Consider the following 22,336-nt stretch of genomic DNA (forward strand, 5'->3'; position numbering starts at 1 on the left):
AAATCAGCCCACGCCCCTTCCCCGCCGTCGCCAGCAGCTTCGCCAGGTTGGCCAGTATCCGCCCCCCGGTCGCCGCAAACGGGTGCCCGGCCGCCAACGAGCTGCCCTTGACGTTGAGCTTGCTGCGGTCAATTGCCCCAAGCGGCGCATCCAGCCCCAAGCGCTCGCGGCAATAGTCGGCATCCTCCCAGGCCTTCAGTGTGCACAGCACCTGGGCGGCAAAGGCTTCGTGGATCTCGTAGTAGTCAAAGTCCTGCAGGGTCAGGCCATTGCGCGCCAGCAAGCGTGGCACGGCATACACCGGCGCCATCAACAGCCCTTCGCGACCAGTGACGAAATCCACCGCAGCGGTTTCGCCATCGACCAGGTAGGCCAGCACCTGAAGCCCCTGCTGCGCAGCCCATTCCTCAGTGCCCAGCAACACCACCGAGGCCCCGTCGGTGAGTGGTGTGGAATTACCCGCTGTCAGCGTGCCCTGGCCACTGCGGTCGAAGGCGGGCTTGAGCCTGGCCAATTGTTCAAGCGTCAGGTCGGAGCGCAGGTTGTTATCCCGCGACAGCGACAGAAACGGCGTCAGCAAGTCATCCTGCCAACCTTCGGCATACGCGGCGGCAAGCTTCTGGTGGCTGAGCATCGCCAGCTCGTCCTGCTCTGCTCGGCCAATGCGCCAGGCCTGGGCCATGCGCTCGCAATGCTCGCCCATCGACAACCCCGTGCGCGGTTCGCCATTGCGGGGTAACTCGGGTTTCAGGTGGTGAGGCTGCAGCTTGAGGAACGGCTTCAGCCGCTCGCCCAGGCTTTTGCCACGGTTGGCCTGCAGCAGGATGTGGCGCAAGCCTTCGTTGACGGCAATCGGTGCATCGGAGGTGGTATCCACGCCGCCGGCAATACCGCAGTCGATCTGCCCCAAGGCAATCTTGTTGGCCACCAGCAGCGCCGCCTCAAGCCCGGTGCCGCAGGCTTGCTGGATGTCGTAGGCCGGGGTCTGCGGCGACAGGCGCGAACCCAGCACACATTCGCGGGTGAGGTTCATGTCACGTGAATGCTTGAGCACCGCGCCAGCCACCACCTCCCCGAGCCGCAACCCATGCAGGCGATAACGTTCGATCAGGCCTTCGAGGGCGACCGTGAGCATCGCCTGGTTGCTGGCCGTGGCGTACGCGCCGTTGGAGCGGGCAAAGGGGATTCGGTTGCCGCCCAGGATCGCGACCCGGCGAAGTGAACGCATGTGCTTGTTCCTCCTGAAACAATTTGATCGGTACAGCCTAGGTGTTTTTACCGCATTCGAACGACCTTGCCACAAAGTTGGTCCACACTTTCAAGCTTGCCTTTTTGCGGAGACCCACTCATGAGCGATCGCTACCTCGGTTTTGCCAACTCCAACCTCGGCCGCCGCCTCGTGGATGCCCTTGGCCTGCCGCGCCCGGCGCCGCTGGAGCGCTGGCAGGCCGGCCGCCTGCGCCCGGTGGAAGGGGCCCTGGTACTGGGTGGCGGGCCGCTGGCAGGCCAGGTCGAAGCCATCGCCCCGCGCCTGACCGACGCGCTTTACAGCTTCAACGCCGAGAACCTGCAGGCCGAAGCCTGGGTGGCGGGCCTGGGGCCGAAAATCAAAGCCGTGGTGTTCGATGCCAGTCATCTGTCCGACAGCGATGCGCTGAAGCAGTTGCGCGAATTTTTCCAGCCACTGCTGCGCAGCCTGGCCCCATGCGCCCATGTGGTGGTGCTGGGGCGCCCTCCGGAAAGCCTCGACAACCCGTTGGCCAGCGTTGCCCAACGGGCCCTCGAAGGCTTCAGCCGCTCGCTGGCCAAAGAGCTGCTCAATGGCGCGACCGCCCAGCTGCTGTATGTCGCGCCCGGTGCCGAAGACCAGCTGGAAGGCGCCTTGCGCTTCTTCCTCTCGCCCAAAAGTGCCTTCATTTCTGGCCAGGTGCTGCGCCTGGAAGCTTGCACCAGCCAGGTAGGCGACTGGACCCGCCCGCTGGCTGGCCGCCGCGCCCTGGTGACGGGTGCGGCCCGCGGCATCGGCGCCGCCATTGCCGAAACCCTGGCGCGCGATGGCGCCGATGTGCTGCTGCTCGATGTGCCGCAGGCCAGCCAGGACCTCGACGCCCTCGCTGCACGGGTCGGTGGCAAGGCGCTGCCACTGGATATCTGCGCCAGTGACGCGGCCACGCAACTGCTCGCGGCCCTGCCCGACGGCATCGACATCGTGGTGCACAACGCCGGCATCACCCGCGACAAGACCTTGGCCAACATGACCCCGGAATACTGGGACGCGGTCATGGCGGTCAATCTCAAGGCCCCGCAAGTACTGACCCAGGCGCTGTACGACAACGGCGCACTGGGCGAAGACGCGCGCATCACCCTGCTGGCCTCGGTCAGTGGCATTGCCGGCAACCGCGGGCAGGCCAACTATGCCGCGAGCAAGGCCGGGCTGATCGGCCTGGCACAGGCCTGGGCACCGCGGCTTGCCGAGCGCGGCGGCAGCATCAACGCTGTCGCCCCCGGTTTTATCGAAACCCACATGACCGCGGCCATGCCCATGGGCCTGCGCGAGGCTGGGCGGCGCTTGAGCTCGCTGGGCCAGGGCGGGCGGCCGCAGGACGTCGCCGAGGCCATCGCCTGGCTCAGCCAGCCTGGTTCCGGGGCAGTCAACGGCCAGGTGCTGCGTGTGTGTGGCCAGGCCTTGATGGGAGCCTGAACATGAGCCGACATTGGCAAGACCTGCAAAGCCCGGCTGCCCGCGCCAGCCTGTACCTGCGTGCAGCCAGCAAGCGCACGATCAGCGGTGACCGCTTGCCGGACGATGGCCTGCGCTGCTTCATCCCGGTCCAACCGGCCAACCTGGCGGCCTATCGACGGCTTTGCCACTTCACCGACGATGGCCGCCTGCCGGGCACTTACCCACACGTCATGGCGTTCACGCTGCAGTTGCAGCTGATGACCGCTCCAGGCTTCCCTTTCCCGCTGCTGGGCCTGGTGCACCTGCACAACCGCATCGAAGTGCTGCGCCCGCTTGGCGGTATCGAAGGGCTGCGCTTTGCGGTGTATGCGCACAACCTGCGGCCGCATGCCAAGGGCGGCACCTTCGACCTGGTGACCGAGGCAGAAGACGGCATTGGCCTGCTCTGGCGCGAAACCAGCCGCATGCTGGTGCGCGGGCTGAAGCTGGAGGGTGACGCAGGCGAGCCTGCCGACGGTGAACCGGAGCCAGTACCCGAGGCTACCCGCTGGTACGCCGACAGTGATATCGGCCGGCGTTATGCCAAGGTTTGCGGGGACTACAACCCTATCCACCTCAGTGCCGCCAGTGCGCGGCTGTTCGGCTTCCCCACGGCCATTGCCCATGGCATGTGGAGCAAGGCCATGGCCCTTGCGGCACTGCGCGGGCACCTGCCGCACAGCGGCTATGCCTTTGAAGTGGATTTCCGCAAACCGGTGCGATTGCCGTCGGAGGTAGTACTCAGTGCCAGTGAGGCGGGGCCTGTTGGGGCGTTGCGGCTGGATGGGCATGGGGATGTGCTGCATATGGTCGGGCGCTGGGCTCACCTTTGAATCGTGAGGCTGCTGCGCAGCCTTTTCGCGACACAAGGCCGCTCCCACAGCGACTGCGTCAGCCTTGATGCCAGCGCGGGCTCTGTGGGAGCGGCCTTGCGTCGCGATGGGCCGCAAAGCGGCCCCTTGCTTTGCATCGGGCCTGGGCCGAAGCTATGCAGCATTAGGAGACCCCCGATGAACCTGCAAGAAATCACCCAACGCCTGCACCAGATCCGCGACAACAATGACTGGCGCGGCTTCCACAGCCCGAAGAACCTGGCCATGGCCGCCAGCGTCGAAATGGCCGAGCTGGTGGAAATCTTCCAGTGGCTGAGCGAAGACCAATCGCGCCAGCTGCCTGCCGACAAACTGGCCCACGCCGGCCAGGAAGTCGGTGATGTGGTGCTCTACCTGTTGCTGCTGTGCAGCGAGCTGGGCCTGGACATGGACCAGGTGGTGCGGGCCAAGCTGGCCGACAGCGAGAGGCGCTTCGCCCGATGAACGACCGTCACTTCGATGAGCTGGCCACCCGCTTTGCCGAGAAGATCTACGGCGGCGCCAAGGGCGCGATCCGCTTGGCCGTGCTGCAGGCCGACCTGGCCGAGGCACTGCCCGATCGCCCGCTGCGCATCCTCGACATCGGTGCCGGGCTCGGCCACATGGCCTTGTGGCTGGCCCAGCGCGGCCATCACCTGACCCTGGCCGAGCCTGCCGCCCCCATGCTCGACGGCGCCCGGGCGCGCTTTGCCGAGGCCGGCCAGACGGCCACATTCATCCAGGCCCCCTGGCAAGACCTGCTCGGCCAGCTGACCGAACCCTACGACCTGGTGCTGTGCCATGCCGTGCTCGAATGGCTGGCAGAACCCGAAAGCATCCTGCCCGTGCTGCACCAGCTCACGGCCCCTTCCGGGTGGCTGTCACTGGCCTTCTACAACCGCGACGCGCTGGTCTATCGCAACCTGCTGAAGGGCCATTTCCGCAAGTTGCGCAGCAACCGGCTGGAAGGTGAGAAGCAGAGCCTGACCCCACAGAAACCGCTTGATCCACGCGAGCTCAAGGCGCAACTTGATCCTATGTGGCAGGTTGAAACCGAGAGCGGTGTGCGGGTGTTCCACGACTACATGCCCAAAGAGTTCCAGGGCAAGGCCGAGCTGCTCGACCTGCTGGAAATGGAACTGGCCTACCGCCGTCACCCCGGCTTCGCCGGGCTTGGCCGCTACCTGCACTGGGTCTGCCGCCCCCGTTGACCCGCCCGCCGGGAGGAATACATGCCGTACCGTCTGTTGTGTCTGGCCCTGCTGCCGCTTGCCTTGGCTGCCTGCCAGGGCAGCAACCCGTATGTGGCCAGCAGCCGCCCGCTGCCCCCGGCCCCCGCCCAGGCAGCCACCACCTTCGACGCCAGTGCCTACCCGGCACCCGCCAGGGATTACGGGCATTACCGCAGCTGGAGCTGGCGCAACGGCCAGCTGCCAAGCGGCTCGGCCAATGCCGACCCGGCGCAACTGGCCGATGCCGTCAGTGGCGTACTCGACCAGCATGGCCTGCGCCCTGCCCGCGGGGCTTCCGGCGACTTGCTGGTCAGCGCCGACATGCGCCTGGAGAAACGCTTGCGCCAGGTGCGTGACTACGACACCTACGACCCCTACTACGGCCCCTCCCCCTACGGTGGTGTGGGTTATGGCGGCTACCGCCATGGCTACGGGGGCTATGCCAGCGTGCCCATCGTGCGCACCTACGAGGTGGAAGTGATGGTGGTGCGCATCGACTTGTACGACGCCCGCAGCGGCCAGCCGGTGTGGAGCGCCAGCGCCGAGAGCGGCAGCGACAAGGACTCGCCGCGTGAACGCGAAAGCGCCCTGCGCGATTCTGTGCACAAGGCGCTCAGCGGCTATCCTCCCAGTTAACGTTTAACGGAGAACCACCATGTTGCGCCGTCTCGTTCTACTGTCATTCGCGTTATTGCTCGCCGCCTGCTCCAGCAATAACGTCCAGCAGGATTTCGATGCCAGCCGCGATTTTGCCGCCTACCGCAGCTGGGCGTGGCAGGAGCCGGGCCTGCAATATCGTCCGGATGACCCGCGCATCAAGAGCGACCTCACCGAACAGCGCATCCGCCAAGCGGTGGCTGACCAGCTCGACCAACGCGGCCTGCGCCCCGTCCAGGCTGGCGCGCGGCCTGACCTGGGCGTGCGCACGTACCTGATTGTCGAGCAGCGCCAGCAACAGATCACCACCAACTACGGCGGTGGTTGGGGTGGCTACTGGGGCGGCTACTGGGGTGGCCCGATGTACAACGAAACCCGCAGTGTCGACTACAAGGTCGCCACCATCCAGATCGACATGTTCGACGGGCGTGACGGCAAGCTGGTGTGGCGCGGCAGTGCCGAGCAGATCATGAACAACTACCCGCCAAGCCCTGAGGAACGCAACAGCGCTATCCACAGTACCGTGACCAAGGTGCTGGCCAACTACCCGCCGGGTAGCAAGAAGTAAGCTTCAAACGCGGCCACTCTAGGCGCCGCGGACTCTGTGGGAGCGGGTTCACCCGCGAAGAAAGCGACACCGTGCATGGCACCGGCTTCGCCGGTGTTCGCGGCGGTTCGACGCTTCGATGAACCCGCTCCCACAGAGATCGCGATTCTGAACAGGGCTGCACCCCCTGCCAGGTCTGTGACAGCTACGACAAAATCCATTCCAGCCACGCCTTTTTCCCCTTCCCGCTCACTCGTCCGCAGGTTCTTGTCTATCTTCACTTAAGGAAACCTGACTGACCGGGTAGATGTGTTCAACATTTGGGAAAGGCGACCTGCCAATGCAAAGCATTGTTCTCCTGCTGTGGCTTGCCTTGTGCTCCGAACAGGATGTGCGTCAACGCCAGATATCCGATCTGCTGACCCTGGGCGTGGCCGCCGGCGCCCTGTTCTGGCTGTTCGCCACCGGCCACAGCTGGATCGGCGCCGATGCCAGTGATGCCGGCTGGGCGCTGGCCATCGTCATGCTGCTTACATTGCCCGGCTACATGCTCGGCCGCTTCGGTGCCGACGACGTCAAGCTGATGGGCGCCCTGGCCCTGGCCACCAGCCCGCAATACGTGCTCGGCACCTTCATCGGCGCCGGTGTCAGCGTGCTGGTCTGGCTGCTCACCCGTCGGCGCCTGTGGACCCTGCTCAACCCCAAGGTGAAGAAGCGTTTGCAGGCCCTGACCGAAGAAATGGGCGACAAACAGGCATTCGTACCCTACGTGTTAGCAGGTTTTCTTCTAACGGCGGTATGGATCCAATAATCACTCCTGTGGTCCCATGTCTTGTACATAACTTGTACATAACCGGAAAGTGCGACTATTTTTAAGCTGCCAGCGTGTCTGGCACGGGAGCAGGGCCGCATTCGAACAGGGAGTTGATCGTGACCAGACCATTCAGTGAAGTAAAGGTATTGGTGGTCGATGACCAACCAGTCATCGTCGAACAGTTGTGTGAGTTTCTCGAAACCCAGGGCTACCACTGCCTGCCAGCCCATTCCACCGACGACGCCATCCAGCGCTACCTGGCCGACGAGGCCATCGGTCTGATCATCTGCGACCTGCACATGCCTGAGCGTGATGGCATCGAACTGGTCCGCGCCCTCAAGGAAGTCACCGGGCAACGTATGTTTGAAGCCATCATGCTGACCGGGCGTGCGGACAAACAGGACGTGATCCGCGCCCTGCGCGAAGGGTTTGCCGATTATTACCAGAAGCCCATGAACCTCGATGAACTGCTGGAGGGCGTGCGCCGCCAGGAAGAAGCCCTGCAAGAGCGCCAGCGCAACTTCCGCGCCCTGGGCGGGTTGAACCAGCGCTTGCAGGACCTGGCCGACTCGGTGGACGAGCTGTACCAGGACCTGGAAAAAGCCCGTGGCCAAGGTACCCACCGGCGTGCCACCGATGTGGAAGAGAGCGAAAACGAGCTGCCGGCCGCCTTCGAGAAGCTGTCGCCACGCCAACTGGAAGTCGCGCGGCTGGTGAGCAAGGGCAAGACCAACTACCAGATCGCCTGTGAACTGGGCATTACCGAAAATACCGTGAAGCTGTATGTGTCGCAGGTGTTGCGACTGACCCACATGCACAACCGTACCCAGCTGGCATTGGCGCTGACACCCAGCTCGTCGCCGGTGCATCTGAGGTTTACTACCCATTGAGTGATTGGCTTCGAGATTGCCGGGGGCTGCTTTGCAGCCCATCGCGACACAAGGCCGCTCCCACAGGCACCGCGCAACCGTCAGGATAACGGTGGACCTGTGGGAGCGGCCTTGCGTCGCGAAAGGGGCGCGAAGCGCCCCCCTACAATTGCAAACCCAGACTCAGGGTCAGCCGGGGACCACGGTCGAGACTATCCAAGGCCACATCCGCCAAAGGCTTCGCCACCTCCAGCGCAACATTGAAGAAACGCCCATCCCCCAGCCGTACACCCAATGCCGCCGAAGCCAGATGGGCATCGTCCACCGGCCCCCGGTTATGCCAGGCCTGCGCCACATCCACTGCCGCATAGGGCTGAACCAGCGCCAGCCCGTTGCCGCGCAGGCTGTAGTTCACCTCGTAACCCACACCCCAACCCTTGTCCCCGTCCGCCTGATCACGCGGGTAGCCACGGCCAAAGTGCTGCCCACCAAAGCCCGCCCGTTCGCTGTCGGGCAGTTGGTCATCACTCCAATACAACGCGCCCGACACCACGCCCTGCCAACGCGCCGACAGCGAGTCACTTTGCAGCCCCGACAACCTGAGCCGCAGAAAGTCCATGTCGTAGTCGGCATCGCTGCGCGCCCCCAGGTAATCAAGCCCCTGATAGACCCCGGCACTGACAATACGCAGGCGACCACCTTCCACTTTGCGCCAATCACCCTCGAAGGACAGGGCGCGCACCGAAGTGTCGTAGTCCCGAACCGAAGGCTGCCCGTCCAGTTGGTCTTCGACGTGCTCGCTGACCGCATACAAGTGCCCCTGCACGGCCATCCATTCGTTCGGCCTCACAACTACTGGCTGGCGCAGGCCCACTGCATAGCGTTCACTGTCGCGCTCGCGGGTCATGTCACGGCCATCGTCCAGACGAATACGCGTGCCCGGATCACTGCGGTAGCGCGAAGCCGACAGCAGCAACTGGCTGCCGGCAGCGTCCAGGTACTGGCTGTAGTCCAGCCGCTGGTAATGCACCTGGTCATCCCCCGGGGGCAGCAGCAGGCTCGCCTTGAACTGTTCGGCAAAGCGGGTCTGGGCATTGCTGGTTGCCGTCAGCAGCGCCTGCGCAGCGTCACGACTGGAATCGGCCACGGTAACAGCGGCGCTGAACGGCTTTCGCCGCGCATGCACGATCAAGCGGGCGGCCCCGTCAGCGGTTTGCGCCATGGCCAGCTCAGCCTCTATCGACACACCCGGCAGGCGTTCGGCGAGCCCCAGGTAGCGCTCCAGCGTTTCTCGTGTCAGCGGGCGCTCGGCTTCAAGCTGTGTCAGCAGCTGCTGCAGATAAGCACCAGCCGGGCCGATGTCGCCGTCCACGCGGTAATCCCGAATGTAACCTTCGACCAGCACCACATTGACCCGGCCTTCGGCCACATCCTGAGGTGGCAGGTAGGCGTAGGACAGCAGGTAACCCTCCTGCCGGTAGCGCTCGGTCAGGCGCTCGGTGTACTCCTGCAGGTCGCCCAGTGTGATGCTGTGCCCGATCAGCGGTTGGTAGTGCTCGCGCAAGTCGCTCAAGGGGAACACCGTACCGCCTTCGAAACGCACCTTGTGCAGCACCATGCGCGTATCCGCAGGCGCCCAGGCCTGGCTTTCGGCGTTTGGCCGGGGCATTCGCAGATTGGGGCTGGCGGGCCGATAGGTGTCTACCGGCAGGTTGGTGTCGGGCAGGCGCCGTTCGTACTCATGGCTTTCGAGAAAACCCGGCAACGACCCGCCCTGGGCCGCAAACGCCCAGGGCAGCAACAACAGGGGCACGGCCAGAGGACGCATAGGGCGCTCCATGTTCCCTTGGGTTGCGGGGCACCAGCCGGTCACACCCGTCACTTGCAAGCGTAGGTGCTGGCCCGGCTGCCGTCGAACGCCTATTCGCTGACCTGGAACGCTACCCGCGCCGTCTCGCCGCTTTCATCCAGCGCACTGAGCTCGGCCTGCCCGGCCTGCGGCAAGCGCACCAGCAGGCTGTCCTGCCCCTGGGTTTCGCCCAACGGCTGGCCATTGAGGAACCACCAGCGCCGCCCGCCACCGCCCAGGGCCGACACATACAGCTGCAACGGCTCGCTGCTGGTCGCCGGGCGGCGCAGGTTGTCACCCGGGCGCACGCCGACGATCGACAGCGGCGGCGCGCTGGCCGGCACCTGTGGTGGGCAGGCCGGGTTGATGGCCGGCAGCCGCGCCGCGCGCCGCTCCACGCGTGGCAGCCAAGGCTCCAGCGGGGCCGGCCACAAGGCGATGTCGCGGGCCTTGGCGCCCGGGCAGCTGCCATCCACCCGCAGCGCCTGGTCGTTGACCCACACGCTTTCGCGCAGGCCCAGGCCCAGCGGCTGGTCGGCGGCTTGCAGCGTCGGCGGCGTGGTGCCGTCCAGGGTCCAGGCAAAACGCTGGCGCCGGCAGTTGGGGTCCTGTTTGCTCATCGGCTGGCCCAGCGGCCAACAGATTGCCGCCACACCGACATTCGCCGGCACCCGCTCCACCGGCACGCTGATGCCACGCTGGCTGTCGCGGTTGCTCAGCAGGTCGTGCACCTGCAGCATCAACGGCGCCGCCGAGGCCAGGCCGAACTGGCCGGGTACCGGCGTGCCGTCGGGGCGGCCGATCCACACGCCGATCAGGTAGCGCGGGCCCACGCCAATCGACCAGGCGTCGCGAAAGCCATAGCTGGTGCCGGTCTTCCAGGCCAGTTGCGGGCGCTGTACCAGCTCGGCATGCGGGTCGCGGTCGGGGCGCGCCTGGCCACTGAGGATGCGCCGGATGATCCACGCCGCCCCCGGTGACAGCAGCCGGCCTTCCACCAGCGGGTCCTGTGGCTGCAAGCGCACCCGCGCACTGTTGCCACCCCGCGCCAGCGCCGCGTAGCCACCCACCAGGTCCTCCAGGCGGCTGCCCGCACCGCCCAGGATCAACGACAGGTTGGGCTCGGCCAAGGGCGGCAATGCCAGTGGCATGCCCGCCATGCGCAGTTGCGCGGCAAAGCGTTTCGGGCCGTAGGCCTCCAGCAACTGCACTGCCGGCAGGTTGAGTGACAGGGCCAACGCCGAGCTGGCCGACACCGGCCCGCTGAAGCCCATGGAGAAGTTGCCGGGGCGGTAGTCGCCATAGCGGCGCGGCACATCCTGCAACAACGATTCGGAATGGATCAGGCCATCGTCCAGCGCCATGCCGTAGAGGAACGGCTTGAGGGTAGAGCCGGGCGAACGTAGCGAGCGCACCATGTCGACATGCCCGAAGCGGCGCTCATCGGCCAGCTCGATCGAGCCAAGGTAGGCACGCACCGCCATGGTCTGCGCCTCGACCACCAAAATGGCGGCAGAGGTGCGCTCCGGCAGCCGCGCGCGCCAGCCCAGCAGCAAGTCTTCAAGGCGCCGCTGCAACGCCGCATCGAGCGTGGTGCGGATCAGCGGCGGGCTGTCGGCGCTGTTCAGGCGCCGGGCGAGCAAGGGCGCCAGCGCTGGCTCCTGGCGTGGCGCCAACAGCAGCGGCTCTTCGGCGGCCTCACGAATTTGCTGCGCAGGCCAAACCTGGTATTCGGCCAGGCGCTGCAGCACCTTGTCGCGGGCGCGCTGGGCACGCTCGGGGTGGCGGTCCGGGCGCAGCCGGCTGGGTGCCTGGGGCAGCACCGCCAGCAGCGCTGCTTCGGCTGGGGTCAGGTGCATCGGCGACTTGCCCAGGTACGCCCAACTGGCGGCAGCCACGCCCTGCAGGGTGCCGCCGAAGGGCGCGCGGTCCAGGTAGATCTGCAGGATTTCACGTTTGGACAAGTGCCACTCCAGCTGCGCCGTACGCCACAGCTGGCGCAGTTTGCCGGCCAGGGTGCGGTCATGCGGGTCTAGCAGCCGTGCCACCTGCATCGACAGCGTGCTGCCGCCCGACACCACGCGCCCACCCCGCAGGTTCAGCCAGGCCGCACGCGCCAGGGCCAACGGGTTGACCCCGGGGTGGCGGTAGAACCAGCGGTCTTCGTAGGTCAGCAAGGCCTGCAGGTACAACGGCGAAACCTGGTCCGGGCTGACCGGGTAGCGCCAGACACCCTCGGCATCGGCAAAGCGCCACAACGGCGTGCCGTCTTCGGCCAGCACTACCCGCGCCAGGTCGTCGCCCGGCAGCGGTAGCGGCCACAGCCGATCAGCCAGCCACAACAGGCCGCACAGTACCAGCAGGCCAATCAGCGTGGCGCGCAACAGCCTGCCCGCACGCGCTAAGCTTGGCATCGGGAACCGACCTGGCCAGGTGATGGCCAAAGGCTTGGGAACGGCAACATCGCCGATTCGTTCATCAGGAAGCAACTATGCATGTAGAAGGTTTTTTCGAGTGGCTGGGCCAGGCCCTTGGGTCGTTGATCCGCTTCATCGTCGACGCATTGAGCGGGCTGTTCAACCTGCTGGCCAATGCCGGTGGCAATTTCATCGACGGCCTGGCGCGCACCCTGGGCACGGACACCTCGCTGATCAGCATCCTGGCCCTGATCATCGGCCTGATGCTGCTGTACTCGGCAATCCGCGCGTTCATGCGCGCCTCGATCATCCTCGGGATCATCTGGCTGGTGCTGGGGTTGTGGGTGATGAGCTGGGTGATTCACTAGAAACTGCGCCATTCCTGTAGGAGCGGCCTTGCGTCGCGATCGGGCGCGCAGCGGCCGCAAAACCTGGCGACGCGGTATAACAGTTGCTCCGCGCGCTCAGGTTTTGGGGCCGCTTTGCGGCCCGATCGCGACACAAGGCCGCTCCTACAACAGACCGCGTCGCCTTAGCGGGCTTTTACGGTCATTTCACCTTGCCCATCACCAATAGCCTGCAGGTTCGGCCGGTACATCGACTCAACCTGCGGCGGCGGTACGCGGTAGGTACCCGGGGTCACTGCCCGTGCCAGGTACAGCAAGTGCGTGGTGCCGTAGCTGTCGAGCTTGAGCGCGGCCACATAGCGGTCATCACGGTACTCCTGGTGCACCACGCTGGCGTTCTGCATCGACTCGCGCCATTCCTTCACCGCGCTGCTGGCGTTGTCCAGGCTGGCAGCGCTTTGCGCCAGGTTCTGGTTTTCCAGCTCCAGGCCTGCCGGCAGCAGGTCCACCACCAGCGCATCCGGCACGCGGTCGTCGGCCTTCAGCGCCAGGTGCACCAACACCAGGTCGCCACTGCGCAGGTTGTGCAGGTCCAGCGGCTGGCCGTTCATGCCCAGGTACTCGCGGCGAATCTGCATACCGTTACCGCCGGCGGCAGGCGCCTGGCGTGGGTAACCGGACAAGGTCAGCTGCTGGTACAGCGTCTCGCTGCCTTCGTTCTGCACGCTCAGTGGCGAGGCCAGCAACGGGCCTTCCAGCTTCATGCCGGCCTCGGCATTGTTGAACTCACGCACCTCGCCAGCGCTGTCCAGGCGTGCCTGCCACTTGCCTTCCGGCTTGCCCAGCAGGCCACGGCCAGCCAGGAACAGTGCATTGCGCTCCTGGGTCGACAGCCAGCGGTTGGCCGCCAGTTCATCCGACAAGGCGAACAGGCGCTGGTCGACCTGGCTGCTGGCCAGGTTGCTCTCCTGCAGCAGCGCCAGGATCAGCGCCTGGTCGCGCAGGGCGCTGCCGTAATCGGCCATCCAGCCTTTGCCACGGCTGATGCCCAGGCCCGCCTGCAAGGCTTGCTCGGCACGCGGTTTGTCGCCCATCTTGTCCAGTGCCACCGCCAGCTGTACCAACGGCAAGCCAGAGCGGGCATCGGCACGGCGGTCGAACAGGCCACGCAGGGCACCCAACGGCGCCTGCTGGCTGCGCGACAGCACCAGCGCCGCGTAGGCCTGCACGGCAAAGCGGGTGTGGTCGGCGTTTTCGCTGTAGTCCACTTCGATCAGGTTGCGCTCCTGCAAGTAACGCAGCAGGCGCTCGCTGGCCTTCTTCAGCGCTTCGGCCGGCACGCCATAACCTTGGTCACGGGCACGCAAGAGGAAGTCGGTGACGTAGGCGGTCAGCCAGTACTCTTCTTCGCTGTCCGAACTCCACAGCCCGAAGCTGCCGTTGTAGCGCTGCATGCCCAGCAGGTGCTCGATACCCATCTCGATCTTGCGCTTGCGCACATCCGCCGGCTCGCCCTTGATGCCCAGGCGCTTGAGGCTGTCGGCATCGGCATACAGCGACGGATACAAGCCGCTGGTGGTCTGCTCCAGGCAACCGTAAGGGTAAGCCTTCAGCGCACGGATCTGCTCGGCCAGGTTCAACGGTGGGCGGCTCGACAAGGCCAGGCTGGCTTCCAGGCCAGCGGGTTCGAAGGCGGCCAGGTCTGCTTCGGGCAGGGTCCATGGCTGATCCTTCAAGGCCACGCGGTAGTGCTTGAGCATTGCCGGGTAGGCGGGGCGCACGCCCAGCGTCCACTCACGTTCAAACGCGGTGGCCGGCTCGTTCGGCAGCTGCAGGCCAGTGACACGCACATGCACCTTGCCCTGCCCCAGCCCCCCCTGGGCCTGCACAGGAATCATCAGCGTCGAACGCTGCCCCTCGGCCAGGGCAACGGTCTGCACGGCATTGGTGGCCAGGCTCAGTTGCCCTTCGGTGGTGATTTCAACGTTCAGTTGCTGGGCGCGGCCCGACAGGTTGGCCAGGTCCAGCGCCAGGCTGGTGCGGTCGCCACCGGCCAGGAAGCGCGGTGCCGAAAGCTCGGCGATGAGCGGCGCGGCAACCACGGTCTTGCCCTCGGCCATGCCGAAGTGTTCTTCGGTCCAGGCCTGGGCCATCAGCCGCAGTTCGCCGTTGAAGTCGGGGATGTCGACCGTGGCCAGGCCCTCACCCTTGTCGTCCAGGGTCACCGGCAGGCTCTGCTGGGCGACGATGGTGACCGTGGTGTTAGGGCGCTTGCCGCCCTTGGCCATCGCCGCATCACCACCGAACGCCAGGCTGGCCAGGCGGCCCTGCCCGGCTTCGATCAGCTGGCCGTAGATGTCCAGTTGGTCGGCGCCATAGGCCTTGCGCCCGAACAGGCTGGCAAACGGATCCGGGGTTTTGAAGTCGGTGATGTTGAGGATGCCCACATCCACCGCCGACAACAGCACATGCACCTGCTTGGGCACACTGCCATCGGCATTGGCGGCCTTGACCTTCACGGTCAGCGGCTGTTTCGGGCGCATTTTCTCCGGCGCTTGCAGGCTCACCGCCAACTTGCGCTCGGCGCGGTCCAGCGGCAGGTGCAGCACACCGACTGAACGTTTGGGCGTGGCGTTTGCCTTGCGCTCACCCGGGCGGATCACCAGCGCGCTGATGTACAGGTCGTGGCGTGCCCAGGCTTTGTCCAGTTGCACATCGAAGGTCTTGCCCTCGGCGGGCACTTCGATTTCCTGCCACCACAGCGGGCCATCGCTGGACTCGATCATCAGGTAGCCGCTGCCAGCGGCAGGCGGGGTAACGGTGACCTTGGCCGTGGCGCCGTCGGCGTAGGACGGTTTGTCCAGCGCCAGCTTGACTTGGTCGGGGCGCACGGCACCACCTTCGGCGTTGTCCTGGGTGCGGTAGCCGGCCCAGAAGCGCTCGCTGGACACCAGGCCGGTCTGCGGGTCTTCCACCTCGACGCGGTAAGGGCCCCATTCAACCTGGAAGCTCAGCTTGGCGGTGGAGCCCGCCTTGACGCTGACTGTCTCTTCGTTCTGGGTCAGGAATTTCTCGTTGTAGGCGTAGCTCCAGCCGTCGCTCTGCGAGTAGTTCCAGTAGTAGTCGCGGCGCTCGCGGATCAACCGCACCTTGAGGTCGTTGGCCGCCAGTTTGTTGCCATCGCGGTCGGCCACCAGGAACTCGAATTCCACCGGCCCGTCGCTATCGGTTTCCTCGCCATCGAACAGGCCACGCAGCCCCGGCAGGCGCTCGGCTGGCCAGATCGGCTGCTCCAGGCGCCGGGTGATCGGCCGGCCGCCGGACTCCTGCAAGCTGGCCTGCACGGTCAGTTGCAGCGGCGAGCGGGCTTCGGCCCAGCGGCTTTCGATGTCGACCACCGCCTTGCCGGCCTGGTCGAGGGTAACTTCGTCCAGCTCCAGGTCCTGGTTCAGCTCGGTTTCGGTGACCGAGCCAAACTGGTAGCCGGGCAGCGCAGGTACTGCCTCGCGAAGGGGACGCACATAGGCCTGGCCACTCAGGCGATTACCGGCAGCCGGGGCGCCATACAGGTAACGGCCATTGACCTCGATGCGCGCATCCTCCTCCGGCGACAGCGGCGTGCTGCTGCCCTTCAGCTCCAGCGCCAGGCGCTCGGGCAGGAAGTCTTCGACCAGGAATTCATACACCTGCTTGCGCCCGCCACCCAGGTCGAGCAGCAGTTGCCAGCGGCCAGTCGGGGCCTCGGTGGCCAGCTGCAACTGGTATTGGTACAAGCCATTGCTGTCGGCTTCCCAGACGAACTTGCGGCTCACCTGTTCATCCGGGCGACGCACTTCCACGTTCACTGGCTGGGCTTTGACGGGCTTGCCGTCCTGGTCGCGCAGCAGGCCGTTGAGCAGCACGGTTTCGCCTGGGCGATACAGGTCACGCGGGCCGAAGATGAAAAACTGCAACGGGTTGGCCTGGGGGCCGGTGATGTCGAATTCGGCCAGGTCCAGGGCAGCGGTATTCAGCCGCAGCAGGGTGGTGTGCACACCTTGGGTGGCGATCAGGGTATCGGCCTTGGGCGTGATCGGCAGTTGGGCGTGGCCCTTGCCATCGGTGCTGGCCTGGGCCAGCAACTTGCCCTTCTCGTCATGGATTTCGAGGTTGACGCCGTTCAGCGCCTTGCCGCCTTCCAGCGCCTGGGCGAACACGTCGATGCGGTCGCGGTAGCGGTGGGCCGACACGCCGATGTCGCTGAGGGTGAACAGGGTCGCTGGCTGCGAGTAGTCGTAGGTGCCCGAGGCACGCATCACCGCCAGGTACACGCCCGGGTCCTGCAGCGGCTTGATGCCGGCGATGGGCAGCAGCACGGTTTCGCGGGTGTTGCGGGCGGGGTTGAGGTCGAAGCGGCCGCTGTAGACCAGCTCGGCCATGTCCAGGGTTTCCTTGGACTGGTAGTAGTACAGGCTGCTGTTGCGCCCCCAGCTGGCCAGAAAGGTCGAGAGCATTTCCGGCTTGACGCGGAAGAACTCGACATCGACCTTGTCGACGTTCAGGGCAATCACCGGCAGGCCTTCGGCCAGGCGCGTGGGCAACAGCGAACCGCGGCTGGCAAAGCCGATGGTCGGCTGCATGTCGCGGGTTTCCAGCTGGGTGACCGACTCGCTGTCCAGTTGCTTGCCGTTGACCGCGAGCAGGCCCTTGTCGACGGTCAGCACCAGCTTGCGCTGCGGTTCCAGGTGGCGCAGGCGCAGCTCCATCTGGTTGTCGGAGAGTTCCCAGGCGCCGTCGAGCTTACCCTTGACGGTGTCGACGAGGTGCACCTTGGTGGCGAAGTCCTGCTTGGCATCCAGCGGTGCGGAGAAGCTGATCGACAGCGTTGCTGCGCCATCGAGCTGCACTTCCGAAGCATCCAGCACCGTAAGCTCGCGGCCCTCGTAGCGCTTGGCGAGCACAGCCGGGTCTTCGCGCTTGGGCGCCTGGGTTTCGACGGGCGCTGTAGCGACGGGTTTCTCGACCGGCGCCGGTTTGTCCGGCGTCGAAGAGTCACAGGCACTGAGCAAAGCCAGCGCGCAGGCCAGCAACAATCCTTTGTTGAACATGGAGTAGGAACTCTTAGGCAGCGTGTACGTGAGGGCAGCAACTATAGCTCAACGTCAGGTGCAGCACCCGGGCGTTGCGCGGCAAGTGAGACCATGGTCGCGCGAAATGGTTGCCTGGCCGTTACACTGTGGCATTTGTCAAAGGGGGCCGCTTTGCGCCCCTTCGCGGGCTTGCCCGCTCCCACAGGTTTGGCGCCGGCCGCAAGAGCAACACTTTCCTGTGGGAGCGGGCAAGCCCGCGAAGGGGCGCATAGCGGCCCCAAGCCTCATGGAATGCAAATGCCCCGACTCTCTGCCGACTGGCGCCACCGCCCCACCCACCACAAGGTCTGGGCGCTGGCCGCGCCGATGATCCTGTCCAACATCTCCGTGCCGCTGGTGGCGCTGGTCGACAGCACGGTCATCGGCCACCTCCCCCACGCCCACCAGCTGGGCGCCGTAGCCGTGGGCGCCACGTTGTTCACCTTCATGGTCGGCCTGATGGGCTTTCTGCGCATGGGTTCCACCGGCTTCGCCGCCCAGGCCGCCGGCCGTGGCGACGGCGCGGCGTTGCGCCAGGTGCTGGTGCAAGGGCTGCTGCTGGCGATCGGCTTTGCCGTGCTGATCGGCCTGCTGGCCCTGCCCTTCAGCCAGCTTGCACTGCATGCGATGCAACCCAGCGCAGCCTTGCAGCAATCCACCGAAGACTTCTTCCACACCCGCCTGCTGGGCCTGCCCGCAGCACTGGCCAGCTATGCGCTGGTTGGCTGGTTTCTGGGCACCCAGAACGCCCGGGCACCGTTGGCCATCCTGCTGACGACCAACCTGCTGAACATCGTCCTGAACCTGTGGTTCGTCCTGGGGCTGGATTGGGGGGTACTGGGTTCGGCGCGGGCATCGGTGATCGCCGAGTGGAGTGCCGCCCTGCTGGGCTTGGCCCTGACCCGCCCGGCCCTGCGGGCTTACCCGGGGCATGTCGTATGGACGGCGCTGAAACGCTGGCAGGGCTGGCGACCGCTGTTGGCGGTCAACCGCGATATTTTTCTGCGCAGCCTGGCGCTGCAACTGGTGTTCCTGTTGATTGTCGTGCAAGGCGCACGCCTGGGCGAGTCCACCGTGGCGGCCAACGCCCTGCTGCTCAACGGCCTGCTGCTGACCGCCTACGCCCTCGACGGGCTGGCGCATGCGGTGGAGGCGCTGTGCGGCCACGCCATTGGCGCCCGTGATCGCGACACGCTGCGCCGCTCACTGGTGGTGGCCTGTGGCTGGTCGCTGATCACCAGCCTGGGGTTTGCCGGGTTGTTCCTGCTGGGTGGGCACTTGTTCATCGACTTGCAGACCGACATCGACAGTGTGCGGGCGGCGGCCTATCCGTATTTGCCCTACCTGGCGGTGCTGCCGTTGATTGCGGTGTGGAGTTACTTGCTGGATGGGTTGTTCATCGGTGCGACGCGGGCGCGGGAGATGCGCAATGCGATGTTGGTGTCGGTGCTGATTGCACTGCCGGTGGCCATTGCCATGAGCGGGTTCGGCAACCACGGGTTGTGGTTGGCGTTTCTCGGGTTCATGGGGTTGCGCGCGGTGACGTTGGGGTGGGTGGGGTGGCGGTTGCAGGAAAAAGGGCTTTGGATTCAGTGACGCCGGGGGCCGCTTTGCGGCCCATCGCGACGCAAGGCCGCTCCTACAGGGATCGCGTAACGGCGGGGTATCGCGACCCCCTGTAGGAGCGGCCTTGTGTCGCGAAATGAGGGCGAAGCCCTCACCAGCTGACTCACAGCCATACACAATCCCAATGTGAATACTCACCCACGCGCCGAACTAGGCCAGCCCGAATCGGGTTGGCGATGATGTAGCGGGCAGCAGCCTTTACATCTTCTTCCTTGCGCAATGCCCGGTCATAAAAGCCAGGTTGCCAGATGTGCTGGCGATCAATGCCTTTGCGGTAGAGCGCGCAGCTGCTTCGCGACTTGAAGCCGCACATGAGTTTGCCCAAGCTGGTCGGCCCCAGTTCGATCAGCCAATGCAGATGATCCGGCATCAAGACCCAAGCCAGAGAACGGCAGCCCCCTTCATGCTCACTCAGGCGCAACTGCTGGATTACCGTTCGCGCAAACAAGAGATTCCTGAACAACGGAAGGCGATCGCGCGTGATGGTGGTTAGCAGATAGAGCCTGCCAGGCTCCGAGAAGCGCCCTTGGCGCAAGCGGTGATTGCCGTGACGATCCATGTCGACTTCCTTTGAACATTGCGTTCGAAGGATAGGTGTGGCGATGAAGGCCACCGTAGGCGGATCATTACGGGGTATGACGCGGTGAGGGCTGCGCCCTCAGATCGCGACACAAGGCCGCTCCTACAAGAGGTCGCGACCTCATGTGATGTCGCGATTTCCCGCGAAATCGTATCGCGGTCCCTGTAGGAGCGGCCTTGTGTCGCGATGGGCCGCAAAGCGGCCCTGGCGATTACGACGACAGGTACGACGACCGGGTCAGCCCAAGGCGCAAGGCATCCAGGAACTGGGTACGCTCACGCGCGGTGATCTTGGCGCTGGCCACCTTGTCGCGGTAGTGGGTCATCAACTCCTCCGGCGACAGGTGCACGTAGCGCAGCATGTCTTCGATGGTGTCGTGGGTCTCGATACCGGCGTGGTACACGCTGCCGTCGGCGTTCTGGTAGATGTTCACCGAGTCGGTGTCACCGAACAGGTTGTGCATGTCACCCAGGATTTCCTGGTAGGCACCGACCAGGAACACGCCCAGCAGGTAGTCTTCCCCGTCCTTCAGCCCATGCACCGGCATGCTGGTCTCGATGCTCTGCTCGTCGACGTACTGGTTGATCTTGCCGTCGGAGTCGCAGGTCAAGTCTTGCAGGACGGCGCGGCGCAGCGGCTCTTCGTCCAGGCGGTGCAGCGGGATGATCGGCAGCACCTGGCCAATGGCCCAGGTATCCGGCAGGCTCTGGAACACCGAGAAGTTGCAGATGTACTTGTCGGCCAGCTTGTCGTTCAGCTCGTCGAGCACCTGGCGGTGCGAGCGCTGGCGGGCTTTCAGCGAGTTGTGCAGGCGGCGGCACACGGCAAAGTAGCACTGCTCGGCCAAGGCCTTTTCGCTCAGGCTGATCTTGCCGTCGGCATACTGCGCGGCCACATCACCCATGTAGTGGGTGGCGCGCCAGTAGGTCTCGGTCACCATCTCGATGTCGGTCGGGCCGAGCAGGTCGGCCAGCCACTGCACGGTCTCGGGCAGGGCTTCCTTGTTCTCGATGGTCGGCACGTCGTCGTTGTGCTTCTCGACGTCGGTGACCTGGATCACCAGCATGGCGTGGTGCGCGGTCAGCGAGCGGCCACTCTCGGAGAAGATGTGCGGGTGCGGCAGGCCCTGCGCGTCGCAGAACTCCTTGAGCATGCCCACCACCACGCCGGCGTAGTCGTCCATGTCGTAGTTGATCGAGCTGGCATTGCGCGAGTGGGTGCCGTCGTAGTCGACGCCCAGGCCACCGCCAACGTCGATGTGGTCGACCGGCAGGCCCAGCGCACGCAGTTCGCCGTAGTAACGGATGGCTTCCTTGAAGCCGTGCTGGTAGTCCGCCAGGTTGGCGATCTGCGAGCCCATGTGGAAGTGCAGCAGGCGGATGCCCTGGTCCAGGCCAGCATCGCGGAAGCGCTGCACCACCGAGATCAGCTGGGCAGCAGACAACCCGAACTTGGACTTCTCGCCACCGGTATCGGCCCATTTGCTGGAAGCCAGCGACGACAGGCGCACGCGCAGGCCGACCTGCGGTTTCACCTTGAGCTCGGCAGCCTCGTCGATCACCAGGGCCACTTCCGACTCTTTCTCGATGACGATGAACACGTTGTGGCCAAGCTTCTGGCCCATCAGCGCCAGGCGGATGAACTCACGGTCCTTGTAGCCGTTGCAGACGATGGTACCGCCCTTCGGCGCCAGCGCCAGCACTGCCAGCAGCTCGGGCTTGGAACCGGCTTCCAGGCCGATGGAAACGTTTTGCGTGGCGATGATGTTTTCCACCACCGCTTCCTGCTGGTTGACCTTGATCGGGTACAGCGCGGTGTACTGGCTCTGGTACTCCAGGCGCGCGATGTTGGCATCGAACGCGCCGGTCAGCTGGCGTACGCGGTCCTGCAGAATGTCGGGGAAGCGCACCAGCAAGGGCAGCGACAGCCCGCTCTGGCGTAGTTCGTCAACCTGTTCGTACAGGTCGATCGGCGCGCTGTCGGGGCCGTTGGGGCGCACTTCGACGCGCCCGGCTTCATTGATGGCGAAATAACCAGCGCCCCAATGGCGGATGCCATAAACACTGCGGCTATCGGCCACGGTCCATTGGCTACCATCGTCTTTGCGTGTGCGTCGTACGGACATTCAAGTCCCCTATAGATAAGTCGAAGACACTGCCCCGCAGGCAGCGGAGCGAGTGTAAAAGCTGAAAATGACGATTCATCCGTGCTCAGGCATAGACCCTGACCACAGGAACGAGTTTAGAAAGCGCTGGGCAAAAAATCGCGCGATGGCCTCAGCCGCCGGACTTTTTCGCCTTGAAACCCTGTTTGGTCAGCTCGCCGATCAACAGCTCGACATGGTCGCCCTGGATCTCGATAACCCCGTCCTTCAGGGCGCCGCCGGTACCGCAGCGGCGCTTGAGCGTGGTCGCCAGCTCTTTGAGCTGGTCGGGCGGCAGCGGCACACCGGTGACGGTCGTCACGGTCTTGCCGCCACGGCCTTTACTCTCGCGGCGCACACGGGCAATGCCGTCGCCTTCGGGGATGGTTTGCTGCTTGCAGATGCAGGCATCCACCGGCTGGCTACAGTCGGGGCAGTGCCGACCGGCGTCGGTGGAGAACACGAGACCGCCAAGGGCGGAAAAGGAAGAAGCTTTCTTGGACACTTTTGTTCCTCTGTGCTGAGGACAAAAACTGGTCGTGCCTTGGGGTAGAGGCCGACCGCGAAGCCCCAC

17 protein-coding genes are annotated in these 22,336 nt (G+C 65.2%); 10 read left to right on the forward strand and 7 right to left on the reverse strand.

The genetic code is table 11. The features are described from left to right. The coding region (locus AK81_RS11765) for an acetyl-CoA C-acetyltransferase (RefSeq protein WP_043199262.1) at positions 1–1,228 on the reverse strand (1,228 nt) is incomplete at its 3' end. 120 nt (positions 1,229–1,348) lie between these two features. On the opposite strand from AK81_RS11765, the gene AK81_RS11770 reads away from it, so the two are divergent. The 8 genes from AK81_RS11770 to AK81_RS11805 all read left to right on the forward strand — a co-directional run bounded on the left by AK81_RS11770 (position 1,349) and on the right by AK81_RS11805 (position 7,713). Continuing rightward, complete coding sequence (locus AK81_RS11770) at positions 1,349–2,701, forward strand: 3-oxoacyl-ACP reductase (protein ID WP_043199263.1); 1,353 nt, start codon at positions 1,349–1,351, stop codon at positions 2,699–2,701. A gap of 2 nt (positions 2,702–2,703) precedes the next feature. Continuing rightward, positions 2,704–3,555, forward strand: a complete 852-nt coding sequence (locus tag AK81_RS11775) for a MaoC family dehydratase (protein ID WP_043199264.1) — start codon at positions 2,704–2,706, stop codon at positions 3,553–3,555. A gap of 177 nt (positions 3,556–3,732) precedes the next feature. After that, a complete protein-coding gene (locus tag AK81_RS11780; protein WP_016497875.1) occupies positions 3,733–4,038 on the forward strand; it encodes a MazG-like family protein in 306 nt (101 codons plus the stop codon). Continuing rightward, on the forward strand, positions 4,035–4,784 hold the full coding sequence (locus AK81_RS11785) for a methyltransferase domain-containing protein (RefSeq protein ID WP_043199266.1): 750 nt from the start codon (positions 4,035–4,037) through the stop codon (positions 4,782–4,784). The genes AK81_RS11780 and AK81_RS11785 overlap by 4 nt, the downstream gene beginning before the upstream one ends. A 21-nt stretch (positions 4,785–4,805) precedes the next feature. After that, positions 4,806–5,441 carry a DUF4136 domain-containing protein gene (locus AK81_RS11790; protein ID WP_043199267.1) on the forward strand — a complete coding sequence of 212 codons (636 nt, stop codon included), beginning with the start codon at positions 4,806–4,808 and terminating at the stop codon, positions 5,439–5,441. A 19-nt stretch (positions 5,442–5,460) separates the two neighbouring features. After that, positions 5,461–6,030, forward strand: coding sequence for a DUF4136 domain-containing protein (locus AK81_RS11795; protein ID WP_043199269.1), 570 nt, complete (start codon positions 5,461–5,463; stop codon positions 6,028–6,030). 319 nt (positions 6,031–6,349) lie between these two features. Then, positions 6,350–6,820 (forward strand): A24 family peptidase, encoded by a 471-nt coding sequence (locus tag AK81_RS11800; protein WP_043199272.1) that lies wholly within the window; start codon positions 6,350–6,352, stop codon positions 6,818–6,820. A gap of 119 nt (positions 6,821–6,939) precedes the next feature. Continuing rightward, positions 6,940–7,713 carry a response regulator transcription factor gene (locus tag AK81_RS11805; RefSeq protein WP_043199274.1) on the forward strand — a complete coding sequence of 258 codons (774 nt, stop codon included), beginning with the start codon at positions 6,940–6,942 and terminating at the stop codon, positions 7,711–7,713. A gap of 142 nt (positions 7,714–7,855) precedes the next feature. Here the strand turns inward: AK81_RS11805 and AK81_RS11810 are convergent, their stop codons facing one another. Both AK81_RS11810 and pbpC read right to left on the reverse strand, forming a co-directional pair. After that, positions 7,856–9,520 (reverse strand): ShlB/FhaC/HecB family hemolysin secretion/activation protein, encoded by a 1,665-nt coding sequence (locus AK81_RS11810; RefSeq protein WP_043199276.1) that lies wholly within the window; start codon positions 9,518–9,520, stop codon positions 7,856–7,858. A gap of 92 nt (positions 9,521–9,612) precedes the next feature. After that, positions 9,613–11,955, reverse strand: coding sequence for a peptidoglycan glycosyltransferase PbpC (gene pbpC / locus AK81_RS11815; protein WP_043199278.1), 2,343 nt, complete (start codon positions 11,953–11,955; stop codon positions 9,613–9,615). Between the two features lie 77 nt (positions 11,956–12,032). Here pbpC and AK81_RS11820 point away from each other — a divergent pair, with 77 nt between their 5' ends. Continuing rightward, positions 12,033–12,326: a hypothetical protein gene (locus AK81_RS11820; protein ID WP_043199280.1), complete on the forward strand. Its 294-nt coding sequence runs from the start codon at positions 12,033–12,035 to the stop codon at positions 12,324–12,326. Between the two features lie 164 nt (positions 12,327–12,490). Here AK81_RS11820 and AK81_RS11825 read toward each other — a convergent pair whose 3' ends face one another. Then, positions 12,491–17,392, reverse strand: coding sequence for an alpha-2-macroglobulin family protein (locus tag AK81_RS11825; protein WP_043199282.1), 4,902 nt, complete (start codon positions 17,390–17,392; stop codon positions 12,491–12,493). Positions 17,393–17,671: 279 nt separating this feature from the next. On the opposite strand from AK81_RS11825, the gene AK81_RS11830 reads away from it, so the two are divergent. Continuing rightward, positions 17,672–19,009, forward strand: a complete 1,338-nt coding sequence (locus AK81_RS11830; protein WP_043199283.1) for an MATE family efflux transporter — start codon at positions 17,672–17,674, stop codon at positions 19,007–19,009. A 133-nt stretch (positions 19,010–19,142) separates the two neighbouring features. Here the strand turns inward: AK81_RS11830 and AK81_RS11835 are convergent, their stop codons facing one another. The 3 genes from AK81_RS11835 to AK81_RS11845 all read right to left on the reverse strand — a co-directional run bounded on the left by AK81_RS11835 (position 19,143) and on the right by AK81_RS11845 (position 22,267). Next, positions 19,143–19,598: an REP-associated tyrosine transposase gene (locus AK81_RS11835; RefSeq protein ID WP_043199286.1), complete on the reverse strand. Its 456-nt coding sequence runs from the start codon at positions 19,596–19,598 to the stop codon at positions 19,143–19,145. Between the two features lie 232 nt (positions 19,599–19,830). Next, positions 19,831–21,744, reverse strand: coding sequence for an arginine decarboxylase (speA, locus tag AK81_RS11840; protein ID WP_043199288.1), 1,914 nt, complete (start codon positions 21,742–21,744; stop codon positions 19,831–19,833). Between the two features lie 151 nt (positions 21,745–21,895). After that, complete coding sequence (locus AK81_RS11845; protein WP_043199290.1) at positions 21,896–22,267, reverse strand: translation initiation factor Sui1; 372 nt, start codon at positions 22,265–22,267, stop codon at positions 21,896–21,898. Between the last annotated feature and the right edge of the window lie 69 nt (positions 22,268–22,336).

This window comes from Pseudomonas putida W15Oct28 (assembly GCF_000708715.2).
GTDB lineage: Bacteria > Pseudomonadota > Gammaproteobacteria > Pseudomonadales > Pseudomonadaceae > Aquipseudomonas > Aquipseudomonas putida_R.

Excerpts from the sequence above, each read along its gene's own strand:
- AK81_RS11770 (WP_043199263.1), top strand. The coding sequence starts at position 1,349 with ATGAGCGATCGCTACCTCGGTTTTGCCAACTCCAACCTCGGCCGCCGC.
- AK81_RS11775 (WP_043199264.1), top strand. The coding sequence starts at position 2,704 with ATGAGCCGACATTGGCAAGACCTGCAAAGCCCGGCTGCCCGCGCCAGC.
- AK81_RS11780 (WP_016497875.1), top strand. The coding sequence starts at position 3,733 with ATGAACCTGCAAGAAATCACCCAACGCCTGCACCAGATCCGCGACAAC.
- AK81_RS11785 (WP_043199266.1), top strand. The coding sequence starts at position 4,035 with ATGAACGACCGTCACTTCGATGAGCTGGCCACCCGCTTTGCCGAGAAG.
- AK81_RS11790 (WP_043199267.1), top strand. The coding sequence starts at position 4,806 with ATGCCGTACCGTCTGTTGTGTCTGGCCCTGCTGCCGCTTGCCTTGGCT.
- AK81_RS11795 (WP_043199269.1), top strand. The coding sequence starts at position 5,461 with ATGTTGCGCCGTCTCGTTCTACTGTCATTCGCGTTATTGCTCGCCGCC.
- AK81_RS11800 (WP_043199272.1), top strand. The coding sequence starts at position 6,350 with ATGCAAAGCATTGTTCTCCTGCTGTGGCTTGCCTTGTGCTCCGAACAG.
- AK81_RS11810 (WP_043199276.1), bottom strand. The coding sequence starts at position 9,520 with ATGCGTCCTCTGGCCGTGCCCCTGTTGTTGCTGCCCTGGGCGTTTGCG.
- pbpC (WP_043199278.1), bottom strand. The coding sequence starts at position 11,955 with ATGCCAAGCTTAGCGCGTGCGGGCAGGCTGTTGCGCGCCACGCTGATT.
- AK81_RS11820 (WP_043199280.1), top strand. The coding sequence starts at position 12,033 with ATGCATGTAGAAGGTTTTTTCGAGTGGCTGGGCCAGGCCCTTGGGTCG.
- AK81_RS11825 (WP_043199282.1), bottom strand. The coding sequence starts at position 17,392 with ATGTTCAACAAAGGATTGTTGCTGGCCTGCGCGCTGGCTTTGCTCAGT.
- AK81_RS11830 (WP_043199283.1), top strand. The coding sequence starts at position 17,672 with ATGCCCCGACTCTCTGCCGACTGGCGCCACCGCCCCACCCACCACAAG.
- AK81_RS11835 (WP_043199286.1), bottom strand. The coding sequence starts at position 19,598 with ATGGATCGTCACGGCAATCACCGCTTGCGCCAAGGGCGCTTCTCGGAG.
- speA (WP_043199288.1), bottom strand. The coding sequence starts at position 21,744 with ATGTCCGTACGACGCACACGCAAAGACGATGGTAGCCAATGGACCGTG.